Raw genomic sequence first — 16162 nt, forward strand, 5'->3', positions numbered from 1 at the left:
CGCCAACGTAACCGTCGCGACCGGATCGTGCTCCAAGCTTTATCCGGCCGAGAGGGACAGCAACGACGATGGACAGATGCGCCGACTGCTCGCCCTGCTGTGTGCCGGGGTGCTGGCACTGGCATGCGCGCCCACCGCGGGTGCCGTCGACCCACCCTGGTTCGCCCCCTCGGTCGGCAACGCCACCCAGGTGATTTCGGTTGTCGGCGTGGGTGGCTCGAAGGCCAAGATGGATGTCTGGCAACGGGGGCCGGCCGGATGGCAGCCGATCGGTGCGGGGATTCCGGCCAACATCGGCGCCAACGGAATGGCGCCGCAGACCCACGACGGTGAGATGAAGACGCCGATGGGTGTGTTCAGTCTCGACTTCGCCTTCGGCACCGCACCCAATCCCGGCGGGGGCCTGCAGTATGTCCAGGTCACCCCGGACCATTGGTGGGACGGCGACATGAAGAGCCCGACCTACAACACCATGCAGGTGTGCCAGAAGGCGCAGTGCCCGTTCAACACCGACCCGAGCAGCGGGACCGAGAACCTGGACATCACGGCCTACAAGCACGCCGTGGTGATGGGCGTCAACAAGGCCAGGGTGCCCGGCAACGGTGGCGCGTTCTTCGTACACACCACCGATGGCGGGCCCACGGCCGGCTGCGTCGCGATCGACGACGCCACCTTGGTGAAGATCATGCAGTGGCTACGGCCCGGCGCCGTGATCGCCGTCGCGAAATAGCGCGTCAAATGTTAAGGGCGGTACCGGGTTCCAGCTTGAAGTTGAGGCCCTCCAGCGACAGCGTGGCGTCGTAGGTGCGGTCGTAGCCGGTGGCGCTGATCTTCCAGCCGTCGGCCGTACGGCGGTAGCGGTCGTGATAGAACGCCGAGCCGAACAACATGAAGTTCACGCTGGGGACGATCACGCGGTCCTGCAGGTACCAGGTGGCGGTGGCTTCGTCGCCGTTCACCTCGATCTCCGGGTGCGCGACGCGATGCTCGGTGATGACCTCCGGGCCCAGCGAGCTCTTCATGTATTCGACCAGCGAGTCGCGGTCGGTGAAGTGCAGCGTCTTGCCCATGGACTGCCCGTAGTCGCCGGCGATGTCCTCGGTGAGGGTGTCGGCGAACTCGTCCCAGTGCTTGGTATCGAGGGCCCTCAGGTACCGGTATTTGACTTGCTTGATGTCGTCGATGTCACCCATGCCCGACATTGGAGCACACCGTGGGCAGCTGGAATAGCCTCTGTGTCCACTGTGGTGAACGTGCATTCTCTTGCGGCGGAGCCACGGCGTTCGGCGCGAGAAGCCGTACATTCGCCACAGGGGCTGAAACCGTTTGCCGACGTGGCGATTTGATCTTCGTCCAGGGTGACCATTGCTGTTCCTGTGTGCGGCATTAGCGTTGCTGACGTAGTCAAAAGCGCACCGGCCGAACATGCTTGGCCGCGCAGGCGCGGAGTGTCGGAAGGCTCCGGGGCTGCACTGCGGCTATCGTGGCGTGCGTTATGAGCGGCCCGTTGGGGTTGTCGATCGGGACCACCAACTTGGTTGCGGCGCGTGTCGGCAATCAACCTGTCAGCCGGCGTTCGGTGTTGACCTTGTCGACAGACCGGACGCCGCAAGTCGGCATGCCTGAATCCGGCTCCGGTGTCACGTTGAGTGGCTTTGTCGAGCGGGTCGGCGATCCGGTGCCCCTCGTGGCGCCCGACGGTGCGTCCTATCCCGCCGACACCCTGCTGGTCGAAGCCCTCGACGCGATGGTGGACCTGGCGGGCGGACCATCCGATCAGTTGGCCATCGCCGTACCCGCGCACTGGGGAGCGCCCACTATGCGTGCCCTGCGCAATGCGCTGCGCACCAACCCCAGCTTCTCCCGTGACGGCAGGCCGCCCCGGCTCGTCCCCGACGCCGTCGCCTCACTGGCCGCACTGCGGGCCAACCCGGGCCTGCCGCCCAACGGCGTGGTGGCACTGCTGGATTTCGGTGGCGGGGGTACCAGCATCACGCTGGCCGACGCCGCGTCGGCGTTCGAGCCGATCGACGAGACCACCCGCTATCCCGATTTCTCCGGGGATCAGATCGACCAGGCGTTGCTGACGCACGTGCTTGACGGGGTTGCTCAGGCCGGCGGCATCGATCCGGCAGGCACCGCGGCGGTCGGGTCATTGGCTCGGCTGCGTGAGGAATGCCGTCAGGCCAAAGAACGGCTGTCGGCCGACACCGCGACCGATCTGGTGGTGGAACTGCCCGGCTATTCCGCCACCGTGCGGGTGACCCGCACCGAACTCGAGTCGTTGATGCAAGCTCCGCTTGCCGGCGTGTTGGACGCGCTCGAAAAAGCGTTGGAGCGCAACGGGATCAGTTGGCCGGCTGTCTCAGCGGTGGTGACCATCGGCGGCGGTGCCAGCATTCCGCTGGTCACTCAACAACTTTCGGAACATTCGCAGGCGGTGGTGGTGACCACTCCGCAGCCCGCGCTGGATGCTGCGATCGGTGCTGCCTTGTCCGCCGCCTACCTCGCCGAGGCCGATGCGCAAACCGGTATGGCGCCGACCCTGGGGGTGGCGGCCGCGGTGCCGACGGCTGGAATCGCTTCCGCCGCACAGGGTTCTGAGGGTTCATCGACGTTCCGGGCGCTGGCGTGGTCTGAAGATGATGCGGGCGACGACGTGGTGCCCTACACCGGACCCGACCTGGTGGATTCCTACGGCAGCGAGACCGCGGCGCGGCCGGCCGTGCAGTACGTCCCGCCGACCGGTCCGATCGAGCAGCCGCGCGGCGGATGGGAGCGGTTGCCGCTGACGGTTTTCGCCGTGGCCGCCGCTCTGGTCCTCGTCGCTATCGGCGGGGTGACGTATGCATTGACCAGTTCGACGGGCAGCGCCCCGAGTTCAGAGGTCAAGCCGCCCGAGCCCAAGCCGTTGCCTCCGCAGGAGGTCGCCCCCAGCCCGGTCGAGGCCCCACCGCCGGCCCCGGTCGAGCCGCCACCCGCGCCTGAGCCGGTCATCGAGGCGCCTCCGCCGGTCACGGTGACCCAAGCACCGCCGCCGCCGGTGACCGAGACGCGTGTCGTCACGCAAACGACCACGCCGCCTCCCGTCACGACCACCACCACGACGACCACCACAACAACCACAACGCCGCCGACGACTACAACGACGACGCCGACCACGACCACCACGACGACGAACCCGATGACGACGACATACGTCACCGTGCCGTTCGTCCCGGTGCCGATTCCGATCCAGGTGCCGAACCGGGGTGAGACGCAGCAGCCCCAGCCTCAATACCCGTATCAGCAGCAACCCCAGTACCCGTACCAGCAGCAGCCGCAGTATCCGTTCCAGCCTTTCCAGTGACGAAATACGCTTGAGCGGGCTACCTTTCGATCAACAATCGGGAGGCACTGTGAACCGCATCTATGCCGTCGTCGTCGGAGCCGTCATCGCCACGGGTGTGTCGGCCGCCCCCGCCGCTGCCACGCCCGCTGAGGGCGACGTGGTGCGCACCGATCTGGGCAAAGGCACCACCACCGCACCGATCTGGGTGGTCACCGCGGGCCAGCCCATCACGTTGCACGTGCAGGGCCTGCTGCTCAAACCCGGGGCCGGCAGCGGTTGGCACAGCCATCCCGGATGGGAGCAGTCGGTGGTCAACGAGGGGGCCGTGGTGGTGCAGACCGCGGCTGACTGCGCACCGGTGGAGTACACCGCCGGCCAGGCGGTCGTCATTCCCGCCGGGGTGGCGCACCAGGTGACCAATGAGGGCGCCGCCGATGCCGATGTCGTGGTGACCTACACCCTGCCCGCCGACGTTCCGGTGCGTGACGACGCGCCTGCCGTATGTCCCTAGCTGCGGAAACGGGTGTGGCCCTACGAAACTTTGGGCAGGGGTCGGATATCTGCGTAAGAGTTCGGTTAAAGTTCTGCTGTGCCTGAGATGGATCGTCGCAGTGTGATGTTCATGATGGGTCTGGGGGTGGCAGCGGCTGCATTGCCTGCCGGGATGGCGAACGCCGACCCGGCTGTTGGTGATAACCCGCCGGCGCCTGCCCCCGGAGCTCCCACCCCGCCCGCTGCCGCCTCGGCGCAGCCGACCTTCCTGTTCCAGGATGAGTTCAACGGCCCGGCCGGCTCTCCGCCGGATCCGGCGTGGTGGCACCTCGTGCCGGAGCGCGAGATGATCAAGAACCCGGTCGAGTGGGACAAGCCGTTCAACATGGGCCGCTACGTCACCGACACCGACCACGCGTTCCAGGACGGCAAGGGCAACCTGGTGATCCGCGCGACGCGCGGCCCGGGCACCACGATCCAGGAGAAGTACGCGAGCGCCAAAGTCGTCGGAAATTGGCGCGGCGGCATCGGCACCACCTGGGAGGCCCGGGTCAAGCTCAACTGCCTGACCGACGGCGCCTGGCCCGCGTTCTGGCTCCTCAATGACGATCCTGTCCGCGGCGGCGAGGTCGACCTCGTCGAGTGGTACGGCAACCGGGATTGGCCGTCGGGCAGCACCGTGCACGCCCGCCTGGACGGTGAATCGTTCGCCACCGACCCGCACCCCATCGACAGCGGATGGCACACCTGGCGGATGTCGTGGACGCCGACGGGCATGTACTTCTGGAAGGACTATGCCCCGGGCATGGAACCCTTCTTCACGGTTCCGGCGAACTCGTTGGATGACTGGCCCTTCAACGATCCGGGCTACACCCTGGTGCCGGTGTTCAACATCGCCATCGGCGGCTCGGGTGGCCGCGATCCGAGTGGCGGCAACTACCCGGCCGAGATGCTGGTCGACTGGATCCGCGTCTTCCAGGGCTGATTTTTCTTGCGACGAAACTACGGATTCTGACGTATTTCACGTCAGAGCCCGTAGTTTCGGCGTTTGTGGCGCGCGGCTAGAAGCTCTCTTGAGAGTGTGTTGCGCCAGAGTCCGTCAAAATTTTTGACGGCGCCGGTCAGGGACAGATGGCAGTCCGGAGCTTGCCGGCAGGCGGAGGGCGTAGCGCCGACGCGATGTCGCTCAGTGCCACCGGAGGCGTGACCAGGCACTCCCACGGATAGCGCTCGCGGGTGCGGTCGAGGAATTCGACGGCCTGGTGCAGGTGCCGGGGCTCATAGTTGTGCACACCGGTGATGGTCAGCCATTGCCGTACAACGGTTTCCGGATTCACCGCCAACGGCGGCCCAGGGGTGACCGAGCCGGCCAGCACCAGGGTGCCGCCGATGTCGAGACGGCGTTCCCTGTACCGGGGCGACCGGATGACGTTCACCGCGGTGATGACCGCGCCATAACAGCAGCTTCACACGGCAATCGACCCCCGCCCGGCCGCCAGGCGAGGGTCGATTGGGTCTGTGTTACTTGGCATCCCCCGAGTTTCCGTCACCTGCGCGGTGTTTGGCCGAACCACTGCCACCAGCATCGGATTTGGCTGTGTCAGCCTTGGCCGGCTTGGCGGGCTTGCTGAAGACCTTCTTTACGCCTTCGCCAATCTTGTTGACGGCGTCCGCGATTCCGTCGCGGACATCCGAGGCCACCTTGGCGCTGGCCTTGCCGGGTGTGGCGGCGAGGCTCTGCCGGGTAAGCGGGACCGTTGCTCGTTTTGCGGGTGCGGGCGGAACGGCGGCCATCGTGTCTTCATTCGTGTCGACCGTATCGCTCGTCGTCGGAGCGACGGACGCACTGTTGTCACCGGTAGCCGTAGCCGTGTCCGCGGTGTCAGCGGGTTCAAGCTGGGGCCTTTCAGGCATACCAGTAGCTGATGTAACAGCATGTGGCGCCGGGTCGACGGTTGCGTTAGTCGCTGTGCCCTGGTTGATTTCGGGAAACTTCAGGTTGGTGAGCGGGTTACCTTTGCCATCCCACCCGAGTTCCTTCGCAATGACTTGCGACAGCTTGGCCAGCGCTCCTAGCGGGCCCACTGCGTTGCCGGCAATCACCATCGTCGACGGGTTTCCGGCGCCGTCGGGTCGCGTGATGGACAAGCCAATCGAGTTCAGGATCGATCCGCCCATATGACCGGGGCCGAACGTAACGAGCTCGCCTGCTGGATTCCACGCTGTGTTACCCGCAGTCAGCAGCCCGCCGAATGCGACGCTGAGTGCGTCGATCGAGGTGCCCTCGGGCATGCTCCCGTTGATCAGCGGCAGCACCGCGGAGAGGTCGAGGGTGGCGCCATTGAAGAATGCGCCGACGACGTTGGCCGGGGTTGCCATTAGCGTCTGGAGAGCGGCTGCCGGATCAGTACCCAGCTCTCCGGCGATGGCCTGCACACTGTTGAGCAATGCCACCGCCGGGCTGACGATCGGACCCGCAAAACCGATGAGCACGCCGGACAGAGGTGTGCCCAGGGCCTTGACGACTTCAATGGCGATCTGCACGGTCTGAGGATCCATGTCGGCCGGCAGGTACAGCGGCAGGTACTGGGCCATCACCGTGTGGAGGTAGTCGTTGTTCATCAACAGGCGGCGCCCGAGCGGAAAGGTTCCACTCTCCAGGCCGATATAGGTCAGCCCTTCCAGTACCTTCTGCGCGTTGGCGCCGATGCTCTGGATAACCGTCCCGATGCTGGCTGGGTCGTTGAGGAGGGTGTTGAGATAGCCCACCTGGTTGACGACGGCTTGCTGCACGTCCGGGCCGGGGGCCAGGAAGTACTCGTGCGCGAGTTGAGTCATGTTGGCCGAGGCTGCGTTGAACTGTGTGATCCACGGGTCAACGACGCTATTGGTGAGCGCGGCGAGTTCGACTGACGTACTCGCGGTGCGTGATTGGATATGGGGCGCGGTATCGATGATTGGTGTCGCAGGGCTGAAGCACTCGTTGACTTTTTCTCAGGCTTGGCGAGTCCCTTCTTCACGTCTTCGCCAATCTTGTTGACTGTGGTGGAGATTCCGTCGCGTACCTCCGAGACGAACTTGGCGGCGGATTTCTTGGTCGTGCTCGTTATCCCGGGCTTCCCAGGCACGGCGACGAGGCTGTCGCGAACGAGCGACCTGGTCTCAGTCGTCGGCGTCTCCTCTGCCGGCGTCGCTTCGCCGGGAGCGTCGACTCCGGTCGCCACGTCCTCAGTCGTCGGCTCCGCCAGCGGTACCTCGACCGACGGGGCGGGGGTGGCCGGCAGCGATACCGACGAGGGCGACGCCGGCGGTCACATAGGGGCGTACAGCGAGGGGCAACTCGGTCTCCTTCGATACGGGGTGAGGGTGTCAGCCATCACTGACCGCGCGAAGCTATCTGGAAAGCCGCAGAACGGCATTCACATTCCGTGGCACGTTTGAATTGTCACCTCGTCGGGCGCCCCGACGGCGTTCAGCAGCCGTCGCGGTAGACCCGTGGTGACACCCCGACGCGGCGCCGGAAGGCGGTGGAGAAGTGGCTCGGCCTCGAAAAACCCACCATCGCACTGATTTCGGCGATGGTTCGCGAAGACTTGCGGAGCAGTGACTTGGCGTGTTCGAACCGTAGGTCGAGCAGGTATTGATACGGGGTGGTGTGGAACGCGGCGCGGAATGCCGTGATGAAACCGGGTACCGACATGTCTGCCTGCCGCGCAAGGGTTTCGAGGGTTATCGTCGAGTCGATGCTGTCTTCTAGAGACTTGATGACCTTTGCGCGGGTGGCCGCGTCCAGGGTGCTGGACCGGCGTGCGGCCTGGGGAGGCGGGGTCACCGCGCAGGTTTTGGCGATCACCAAGCGCAGGGTTTCGGCGAGCGAGTCGGTGAGGAGTCGGGTGGCTGTGTCGTCGCGGTCGGCGACGGCGTAGATGCGCTCCACCATCTGATGGATCAGTGGGTTGCGGTGTTTGACACGAGGAACCAGCGTCGGTGGGTCAAGAGCTTGATCGGCGATGGCGATCTCGCAGTATTCGACGGTGTCGCCTTCGATCAGGGACGCGCATTTGTCGCCGGCCGGCACCACCCAGATGTCGCCGACCTTGGGCAGGACCCGGCCCGAGGGGCCCCAATCCAAGTCGGTCTCCATCGAGCGCAGTTTCCCGGCCCGGTGCAGGAACAGCAGATGGCGGGTTTCGTCTAGGCAGCACCATTCGGAGGTGGTGTGGATCTGCTCAGTCGCGAACCTCATGGACATGCCGCGGGACTCGATGTGTCTCTCGCCCAACACGATACGGTTCGCCTGGGGCCGATCGTCGTTCCACGGTTTCAGTGCCACACGCAGACTCCCTGAGTAATCAACGGCTGACTCAACCTGGGCGGCTGCGACCTGGCCGCGATCGAGTGACGATCCCGGCCAGGTCGACTGCGTCGGTGTTACTTGGCATCTCCCGAACTGCCGGAACCGGAACTCTTGTCGGCACCGGTGGAGGCGGTAGCTGACTTCTTCTCGGGCTTGGCGAATGCCTTCTTGACGCTTTCGCCGATCTTGTTGACGGTGGCCGAGATTCCGTCGCGGACATCCGAGGCCACCTTTTCGGCCGGCTTGCTGGTGGCGCCGAGAGACCCGGTCTTGCCGGGGGTTGCGGCCAAGCTCTGGCGGACGAGCGAAGTTGCCGCCTGCTTGGCAGGTTTGGGCGTAACACCCTCTGTCGCAGCTGATTCCGGAGAAGCAGTATCGGTCTCAGGCGCGGCTGGTGCCGGATCTATTGCCAATGCCACCGTCGGCGCCACGGCAGCCTCTGGAACTCTGGACACCTCAGCCGACTGCAATGTGAATGTGATCGGCGGCTTTGGCTTCCCGATTGCTTCGGCGGCACGCTCTTGCCAGTCCACAAAGGCTCTGATCGGGCCATCCACGCCGAGCAGTCCGCTGTGATCGAACGGGGCATATCCGTTCAGCGCGGCTCCGGCGAGAACGGCAGGTGCGTTGAGTGCAATACTCGCCGCCGTTTCGACATCACCGGTCTTGACCGCATCGACAAACCCTTGAGCGCTGTCCTGAAGCGCGGCCTTGACGCTTCCTAGCGTGCCGAAGGCGAGATTCATGCCGACCGCGAAAACAAGGTTCGGAACCATTGCGACAAACTTCTCGAAGTTCTTCACCGTCGCGTTCACCACGTCAAATGCGCCCATTAGCGGAAATCCGAGCTGGAAGGCGGGGTTCACGATGAGTGCGCTGTAAACGCTGTCGATGGCGTCCGCGACATCACCTGCCGCGGCTTGGCTGACTGCCTGCTGCAACAAGCTGACCGAACTGTACGGGCTACTAGGATCTAGCAGACCTCCGATGGCGGTGGCCACCGTCTGCCCGATACCGGCCAGCTTGGTGGCATTCGCCGTCTGATTGGCGATGACCTGGCGCAGGATCGGTGCCGGGTTCTCGGCGATGGCCTGGCCGAGTGCTCCGACGTCGGTAATGGTCGCCGTCAGCACGGAGGCCCAGGTGTCGAGCGGGTTGGTGAATGCCGACAATTCAACTGCCGCATGCGACGGCAGTGTGGGTAGGTGGACGTCGGGTGCGGGTGGAGCGAGGGGTGTTGCGGCGATGACGCTGGCGCCGACGAGGGCGACGCCTGCGGTTACGTAGGGTCGTAGAGCGAGACTCAACTCGGTCTCCTTCGGTTCAGATGAGGGCGTCAGTTATCACTGACTGGCCGAAAAGTACGGTCTGAACCGCGGACGCGCATTCACATTCTTTTCGACTATTCAAAAATTCCGGTCAAGGGCATCGGGATGGGGCGACTCGGGTCAATCGGTCGGTTTCGGGCCGTCGGGGGCGTAGCCTGGCGCCGATCGAGATTGTTGTGCGTGGGGGTTGTTCGGATGGGATTGAAGCCGTGGGATGGTGGTCGGCTACTGACTCCGCGCGTTGTGCTGGAGTCCACGGATTGGTGCAGCTTCAGCGACACGCATCATCTGGAGTACGTAAACCACTGCAGAGCAATGCATTCGGTGCAGACCGCGTTCGATCACCGCGGTGATAACCGCGCTGTAGAAGCGGCTTCACACGGCAGTCGACCCCCGTCCGGCCGTTAGGCGAAGGCGAGGGTCGACTGCGTCTGTGCTACTTGGCATCTCCCGAATTGCCGGAAGCGGAACCCTTATCGTTGCCGGTCGACGTGCTCGCTGACTTCTTCTCGGGCTTGGCGAATGCCTTCTTGACGCCCTCGCCGATCTTGTTGACGGTGGCCGAGATTCCGTCACGGACGTCAGACGCCACTTTCGCGGCAGGCTTGTTCGCCGCGGCAGTGGTGCCAGTCTTGCCTGGCACGGCGACGAGGCTATCCCGGACAGTGGGTTTCGTGGTCTCCGCCGCGGTGACGCTGGGCGTTCCGACCGTCTTTGCGTGGTCGACAAGCTGCGATTCTGGTGTCGAGGTGTTGTCGGTGGTAGCAGTGTCAGACTCGATCGCACCTGCGGTCAGGGGCCGGTCTCCTGCCGGATCGGCTGAATCGGCCACCGTCGTCTTTGGGGTGAGCGCTGGTGTCGTTCCCGTCGCGGCGGCCTTTCCGACGTCACTCAGAAGCTGCTGCGTAGCGGCAGCTTCCTCGGCTCCGTTGGCTCCGAGCGCACCGGCGACGGTGTCCCGGAACTTCAGCAGATTGGTCACCAGGCCGTGCGGACCGATGAGCCCTCCACCGAAGCCCATCCATCCGTTCACGACTGTTTGGGTGATGTTGCCGGGAGCGGCGAGCAATGCGCCGACGACCGCGACCGGGTCACCCGCCTTGACCGCGTCCGCGATTGCTTGCCCGGATGGCCCAATTGTGTTGATAGCGGTGCCTATGAGTGAGACCGCACCCAGCCCCGCGGTGAACGCAAAAGCAGGCAGTTGCTCAACGACATTGGCGAAGTTCCTCGCCATCGAAATCGGTATCTGCAGGGTCGGCAGCATGGGAATTCCAAGCTGGTAAACCAGGCTTATCATCGTGCTCTGGATGGTGCTGAATCCACCCTGGATGTTCCCGGCGGCGAACTGCTCAGCCATCCGCTGCAGATTCGTGAAAACGCCGCCGGGTGCACCGGGCGTGAATAGCGTGATCGCATTCTTGCCAACGGTTTCAAGCGCGGCTAAGTAGGTCCCTCCATAGCCGAGCAGATTCTGGACAATCTGTTGGAGGATGGGTGCTGGGTTGCTCGCGATCAGCTGCCCAATCAGAGTGAGGTTGGTGATCGCTTCGGTGATGATCCCGGACCATTGCTCGAGCGGGTTGGGGAAGGCTGCCGTCCCGGCGCCTGCTGCCTGAGCGGACGCCACCGCCGGGTCGTTGGCCAACGAATCCCGAAGTGCTCCTGCTCGAACCTGGGTGCGAGTGAATTGTTCTAGGACTGCCGCGGGACTGCTGGTCGCGAAAGATTCCTCGACCAGCTGGACGAAAGCGTTCATCGTCCCGGGCGCCCAGGCGGCATCCTGGGGTGCCACGGCATCTGGTGTCGACAGCTTTTGCACTGCCGAGGACAGCCGTGCGTCAAGGTATTCGGTATTCGCCGGTGGGGCGAGGGGTGTTGCGGCGATGACGCTGGCGCCGACGAGGGCGACGCCTGCGGTTACGTAGGGTCGTAGAGCGAGACTCAACTCGGTCTCCTTCGGTTCAAGTGAGGCGTCAGCTATCACTGACTGGCCGAAAAGTACGGACTGAACCGCAGACGCGCATTCACATTCTTTTCGACTATTCAAAAATTCCGGTCAAGGGCATCGGGATGGGGCGACTCGGGTCAATCGGTCGGTTTCGGGCCGTCGGGGGCGTAGCCTGGCGCCGATCGAGATTGTTGTGCGTGGGGGTTGTTCGGATGGGATTGAAGCCGTGGGATGGTGGCCGGCCGCTGACTCCGCGCGTCGTGCTGGAGCAGAAGGATGTCGCGGCACGGGGCCTGTCGTTCACATTCGGGACTGAGCGGATAACGGAGCCCACGGATTGGTGCAGCTTCAGCGACACCCATCATCTGGTGTACGTATACCGCGGCGGCGCAATGCATTCGATGCAGACCGCGCTCGATTGGGGGCCGTCCGGGCAAGTGCCGCCGACATCGGGGGACGTGTGGTGGAAGCCCGCCGGTATTCCGTGCGCGGCGTTGGTGCAGGGCGATGTCGCGGGATACTGCGAGATCGCCATCCCGCGTCGGGTGATCGGCGACACCGCGTTGCTACCCCGCATCAAGTACCGGGATCTGCTGATGCAGCACCTGGTCGAGGAGATCTACACCGTCGCCGATCGCGATGATGCAATCGCGCGGTTGCTCACCGACTCCGTCGCCGAGACCATGCGCCTGTTGATCAGGGACAAGTATGCCGAGGCGCCGCCGAAGGCACGCGAACACCGGGCCTTCGACACTGCCACGCGCAAGATGCTGGTCGAGCATCTCAACGACGGCCTGGATTCGGAGATCCATCTGGACGCTCTAGCGCAGCTGATCGGGATGCCTGTTCAGGGATTCATCGGTGCTTTCCGTCGCGCTTTTCACACCACGCCGTACCAGTTCCTGCTGGACCTGCGGATCGAACGCGCGAAGACATTGCTGCTGACCACCTCGCAGACCGTCGCGGAAATCGCGTCATCAGTGGGGTTTTCCACGCCGAGTCACTTCGCGAACGCATTCCGGCGGCGCGTGGGAATCTCGCCCAGTGGTTACCGTCAGCGTTCGTGATCGCCGGACGTGCGCCGACCCCTCCGCCTAGGAGGGGTCGGCGCGTCGGTGTCAGCCGGCGTCGCCCGCCTTGTCGGCATGGGCTGAAGCACTCGTCGACTTTTTCTCAGGCTTGGCGAGTGTCTTCTTCACGTCTTCGCCAATCTTGTTGACCGTGGCGGAGATTCCGTCGCGTACCTCCGAGACGAACTTGGCGGCGGGTTTCTTGGTCGTGCTCGTTATCCCGGGCTTCCCGGGTACGGCGACGAGGCTCTCGCGCACGGCGGGTCTGACTGTTTCTGCTGAAGTGTCCGCGGCGGCCGCGGCGGGACCTGCTTCAGTTGCGTCTGTCGCCGATGACGCTGCCGCGTCGTTCACTGTTGTGCCGCTTGTGGTTTCGCTTACGTGTTCTGTGACGGGCGCCTCGGTTGCCGGAGCCGCGGCAGCGGGCAGTGACAGCGCCGTCACCTTCGAGGTGACCGCAGTGGTGAGCTCTTCGGGGTCAGGCGGCGGCGGGTTCAGGATGTCGCGGAACTTTTGACGTGTGTCGTCGAGGGACCACCTCCACAGGTCGGCAGCGCCGAGGACCGCGGTTGCGACATTCGCGGCACCGTGTTGGATGACGTTGACGATCTTGCCGGGATCGCCTGTGGGCACTGCCTTTACGAACTCGCCGAGAGTGTTCGTTACCGCGCCGATAACGCCGTAGATCGACAGCAGCTGGCCCGGGCCGAGGGACCATGCGGACAGGATCGCGGCGCCGGTCAAATCCCTCGCGACATCGAACTGGGTCTTCACGAAGCTCTGCAAGTTCATAACCTGCATGAACGTGGTAATGAACGGTCCCATGGCGATAGGCATGAACGCACCGATCGCCCCGGTGAAATCGCCGGCCGCCAGTTTCTGCGCGTAGGTGGTCAATGCCCCCGGGAGGCCGGCCACCAGCCCGGCGTAGGACTGGCCGAGCGTACTGGCGATGTCACCAAGCGTTTTGCCGTCCGCGGCGAGTTTGCCGGCCAGCCCGACGATGATGGGGAACGGATCGTCTATCTCGGCTTGGATCGCATTCTGAATCACGGTGCTTGCCTGGGTGAATACCGGGGAGAAGACCTCGATGGGGTCATCGATCGCCGCGCTGAGTTGTATCGAGTGGGATTGCATTTCAGGCGGGGGCGCGGCCACCGGGGTGACTGCGATGACGCCGGCGCCGACCAAGGCGACACCGGCCGTCATATACGGCCGTAGAGCGAGGTTCAAGAAGGTCTCCTTCGCAACAGCGGGGATGTCAGCTGTTGCTGACCGCGCGAAGGTATCTGGAAAGTCGCCGAACGACATTCGCATTCTTTTGCACGTTCGAATTATTGACGTGGATCGCCGGCTGCCGTGCTCTCAGCGACAGCCGCGGTAGGTGCTCGGTGACACTACGCCGGCCCCTCCGCCTAGGAGGGGCCGGCGCGTCGGTGTTACCCGGCGTCGCCCGCCTTGTCGGTATGGCCTGGCGCACTCGTTGACTTCTTCTCAGGCTTGGCGAGTGCCTTCTTCACGTCTTCGCCAATCTTGTTGACCGTGGCGGAGATTCCGTCGCGTACCTCCGAGACGAACTTGGCGGCGGGTTTCTTGGTTGTGCCCGCTGTCCCGGCCTTCCCGGGCACGGCGACGAGGCTGTCGCGAACAAGCGGCCTGGTCTCACTCGTCGGCGTCTCCTCCGCCGGCGTGGCTTCGGCAGGGGCGTCGACCTCGGTCGCCACTTCCTCGCTCGTCGGCTCGGCCGCCGGTGCCTCGATCGACGGGGCGAGGGCGGCCGGCATCGAGACCGGCGCGATCTGGCGCTCCGTGGTCGCGGTCCGGAACTCTTCCTCGGGGTCGGGCGGCGGGTTGATGGCCGTTGCGAGGGCAGGGCGGGGATCGAGCACGAATTTCAGAAGGTCGGCCTGGCTGATCGCCGACGATGCGACGTTGGCGACGCCGTGTTGCACGGCATTGACCACGTTTGTCGGATCGCCCGTCGCAATGGATTTGCCGATGGCTTCGATGCTGCCGGCAACCGTATAGGCAAAGCTGAAGCCCGCCGACGCGACGCTGATCAGGTTCCACGCGTAATACATCGCCGCCGACGCGACGCGCTTGGCGACCTCGAACTTGTCCTCGACCATCCCGACGAACTTCGTGTATTGCATGAAGCCGCCCCAGACCGGCCCGAAGAACAATCCGACGTAGGTACCGAGAGCGCCGTCAAGATCCCCTGCGGCCAACTTCTTCATGGCGGCTTCTGCCGTCGCGGGAAAGTACTTCACCACGTTCTGGACCAAGGGTGCGATGGCAGTCGCGATGTCGCCCAGTGTCTTCCCATCCGCGAGGGCCTTGTCGATGACCGCCCTGGTTACGGGGAAGGGGTTGTTCAACTCGGCTTGGATGGCGTTCTGCACGACGGTGCTCGCTTGGTTGAACACCGGGGCGAAGACGTCGATGGGGTTGTCGATCGCTGCGCTGAGTTGAACTGCGTGGGTTTGGACCGCGGGTGGGGGTGCGGCTATCGGTGTGACGCCGATGACGCCGGCGCCGACGAGCGCGACGCCAGCGGTCACATAGGGGCGTAGAGCGAGGGGCAACTCGGTCTCCTTCGTACGGGTGAGAGTGTCAGCCATCACTGACCGCGCGAAGTTATCGGGAAAGCCGCAGAACGGCATTCACATTCTGTTTCACATTTGAATTGTCACCGCGCCAGGCGCGTCGACCGTGCTCTCAGCGATGGTCGCGGTAGGTGCTGGGCGAGACCCCGACGCGGCGCCGGAACGCGGTGGCGAAATGATTCGGCGTCGAGAACCCCACCATCGCACTGACTTCGGTGACCGTATGCGATGTGTTCCGCAACAGGGACTTGGCGCGTTCGATCCGTCGTTCCAGAAGGAACTGGTACGGGGTGGTGTGAAACGCTGCCCGGAATGCCTTGATGAAGCCGCCCACCGACATTTTCGCCTGTCGCGCAAGTGTTTCCAGAGTGATCTCGGAATCCATGCTGTCTTCGAGGAACGCGATGAGCATCGAACGGGTGGCTGAATCCAGGACGTCGGCCTTGCGCTCGGTCCGGCGCTGGACGGACTCCGTGTAATTGTCGGTGATCAGCAGTCGCAGGGTTTCACCGATCGACTCCGTGAGCAGACGCGCGACCGCGTCTTTGCGATCGGCGACGTCGTGGATGCGCTCCACCATCTGATGAATCAGCGGGTCGTGGTGCTTGACCCGCGGAATCAACGTCGTCTCGCCGAGCAGGTGATCCGGGATGGCGATCTCGCAGTATCCCGCGGTGTCCCCTTCGACCAGTGACGCGCACTTGTCCCCGGCCGGCACCACCCACACGTCGCCCACGCTCGGCAGCGCCCGGCCCGATGGGCCCCAGTCCAGATCGGTCTCCATCGAGCGCAGACGTCCGGCGCGGTGCACGAAGACCAGGTGACGGGAGTCGTCGAAACAGCACCAATCGGTCGTGGTGTCGATCTGCTCGGTGGCGAATCGCAGGGACAGGCCGCGAGTGGCCACGGCCGTCTCGCCCAACACCACGCGACGGGTGAGCGGTCGGTCGTCATTCCAGGGCTTCATCGCCACACGAGACAACCTCCTGGGCGATTTGCGGCTCCGTAAATCTGGACAGGAGCGTAA

14 protein-coding genes and 1 pseudogene are annotated in these 16162 nt (G+C 64.4%); 6 read left to right on the forward strand and 9 right to left on the reverse strand.

What is annotated here, in order from left to right; translation table 11 throughout:
• Positions 1-76 precede the first annotated feature (76 nt).
• Positions 77-730: a L,D-transpeptidase family protein gene (locus ACZYZ7_RS09200; RefSeq protein ID WP_450069428.1), complete on the forward strand. Its 654-nt coding sequence runs from the start codon at positions 77-79 to the stop codon at positions 728-730.
• 4 nt (positions 731-734) lie between these two features.
• Here ACZYZ7_RS09200 and ACZYZ7_RS09205 read toward each other — a convergent pair whose 3' ends face one another.
• Positions 735-1193: a nuclear transport factor 2 family protein gene (locus ACZYZ7_RS09205; RefSeq protein ID WP_210115458.1), complete on the reverse strand. Its 459-nt coding sequence runs from the start codon at positions 1191-1193 to the stop codon at positions 735-737.
• A gap of 302 nt (positions 1194-1495) precedes the next feature.
• On the opposite strand from ACZYZ7_RS09205, the gene ACZYZ7_RS09210 reads away from it, so the two are divergent.
• The 3 genes from ACZYZ7_RS09210 to ACZYZ7_RS09220 all read left to right on the forward strand — a co-directional run bounded on the left by ACZYZ7_RS09210 (position 1496) and on the right by ACZYZ7_RS09220 (position 4808).
• Positions 1496-3349: an Hsp70 family protein gene (locus tag ACZYZ7_RS09210; protein WP_463740736.1), complete on the forward strand. Its 1854-nt coding sequence runs from the start codon at positions 1496-1498 to the stop codon at positions 3347-3349.
• A 49-nt stretch (positions 3350-3398) separates the two neighbouring features.
• Positions 3399-3842 carry a cupin domain-containing protein gene (locus tag ACZYZ7_RS09215; RefSeq protein WP_463740737.1) on the forward strand — a complete coding sequence of 148 codons (444 nt, stop codon included), beginning with the start codon at positions 3399-3401 and terminating at the stop codon, positions 3840-3842.
• 87 nt (positions 3843-3929) lie between these two features.
• A complete protein-coding gene (locus tag ACZYZ7_RS09220) occupies positions 3930-4808 on the forward strand; it encodes a glycoside hydrolase family 16 protein (RefSeq protein ID WP_463741058.1) in 879 nt (292 codons plus the stop codon).
• Between the two features lie 136 nt (positions 4809-4944).
• Here the strand turns inward: ACZYZ7_RS09220 and ACZYZ7_RS09225 are convergent.
• Together ACZYZ7_RS09225 and gjpA are read right to left on the reverse strand one after the other, a co-directional pair.
• A pseudogene (locus ACZYZ7_RS09225) lies at positions 4945-5223 on the reverse strand (dehydrogenase); the annotation flags it as partial.
• 121 nt (positions 5224-5344) lie between these two features.
• Positions 5345-6781, reverse strand: coding sequence for an outer membrane porin GjpA (gene gjpA / locus ACZYZ7_RS09230; protein ID WP_463741059.1), 1437 nt, complete (start codon positions 6779-6781; stop codon positions 5345-5347).
• A gap of 84 nt (positions 6782-6865) precedes the next feature.
• Here gjpA and ACZYZ7_RS09235 point away from each other — a divergent pair, with 84 nt between their 5' ends.
• Positions 6866-7264 (forward strand): hypothetical protein, encoded by a 399-nt coding sequence (locus ACZYZ7_RS09235; protein ID WP_463740738.1) that lies wholly within the window; start codon positions 6866-6868, stop codon positions 7262-7264.
• 31 nt (positions 7265-7295) lie between these two features.
• Here the strand turns inward: ACZYZ7_RS09235 and ACZYZ7_RS09240 are convergent, their stop codons facing one another.
• The 3 genes from ACZYZ7_RS09240 to ACZYZ7_RS09250 all read right to left on the reverse strand — a co-directional run bounded on the left by ACZYZ7_RS09240 (position 7296) and on the right by ACZYZ7_RS09250 (position 11456).
• A complete protein-coding gene (locus ACZYZ7_RS09240; RefSeq protein WP_463740739.1) occupies positions 7296-8156 on the reverse strand; it encodes a helix-turn-helix domain-containing protein in 861 nt (286 codons plus the stop codon).
• Between the two features lie 98 nt (positions 8157-8254).
• Positions 8255-9352 carry a hypothetical protein gene (locus ACZYZ7_RS09245; RefSeq protein WP_463740740.1) on the reverse strand — a complete coding sequence of 366 codons (1098 nt, stop codon included), beginning with the start codon at positions 9350-9352 and terminating at the stop codon, positions 8255-8257.
• A 592-nt stretch (positions 9353-9944) separates the two neighbouring features.
• The gene (locus ACZYZ7_RS09250) at positions 9945-11456 is read right to left on the reverse strand and encodes a hypothetical protein (RefSeq protein WP_463740741.1); all 1512 of its coding nucleotides are present in this window, start codon (positions 11454-11456) and stop codon (positions 9945-9947) included.
• A 215-nt stretch (positions 11457-11671) separates the two neighbouring features.
• Here ACZYZ7_RS09250 and ACZYZ7_RS09255 point away from each other — a divergent pair, with 215 nt between their 5' ends.
• Positions 11672-12526 (forward strand): helix-turn-helix domain-containing protein, encoded by an 855-nt coding sequence (locus tag ACZYZ7_RS09255; protein WP_463740742.1) that lies wholly within the window; start codon positions 11672-11674, stop codon positions 12524-12526.
• A gap of 51 nt (positions 12527-12577) precedes the next feature.
• On the opposite strand, the gene ACZYZ7_RS09260 is transcribed toward ACZYZ7_RS09255, so the two are convergent.
• From ACZYZ7_RS09260 to ACZYZ7_RS09270, 3 genes are all read right to left on the reverse strand, one after another.
• Positions 12578-13840: a hypothetical protein gene (locus ACZYZ7_RS09260; protein ID WP_463740743.1), complete on the reverse strand. Its 1263-nt coding sequence runs from the start codon at positions 13838-13840 to the stop codon at positions 12578-12580.
• 128 nt (positions 13841-13968) lie between these two features.
• Positions 13969-14931, reverse strand: a complete 963-nt coding sequence (locus tag ACZYZ7_RS09265; RefSeq protein ID WP_463740744.1) for a hypothetical protein — start codon at positions 14929-14931, stop codon at positions 13969-13971.
• Between the two features lie 316 nt (positions 14932-15247).
• Positions 15248-16102, reverse strand: coding sequence for a helix-turn-helix transcriptional regulator (locus ACZYZ7_RS09270; RefSeq protein ID WP_463740745.1), 855 nt, complete (start codon positions 16100-16102; stop codon positions 15248-15250).
• Positions 16103-16162 lie beyond the last annotated feature (60 nt).

This window comes from Mycobacterium sp. IDUB_17, assembly GCF_055419465.1.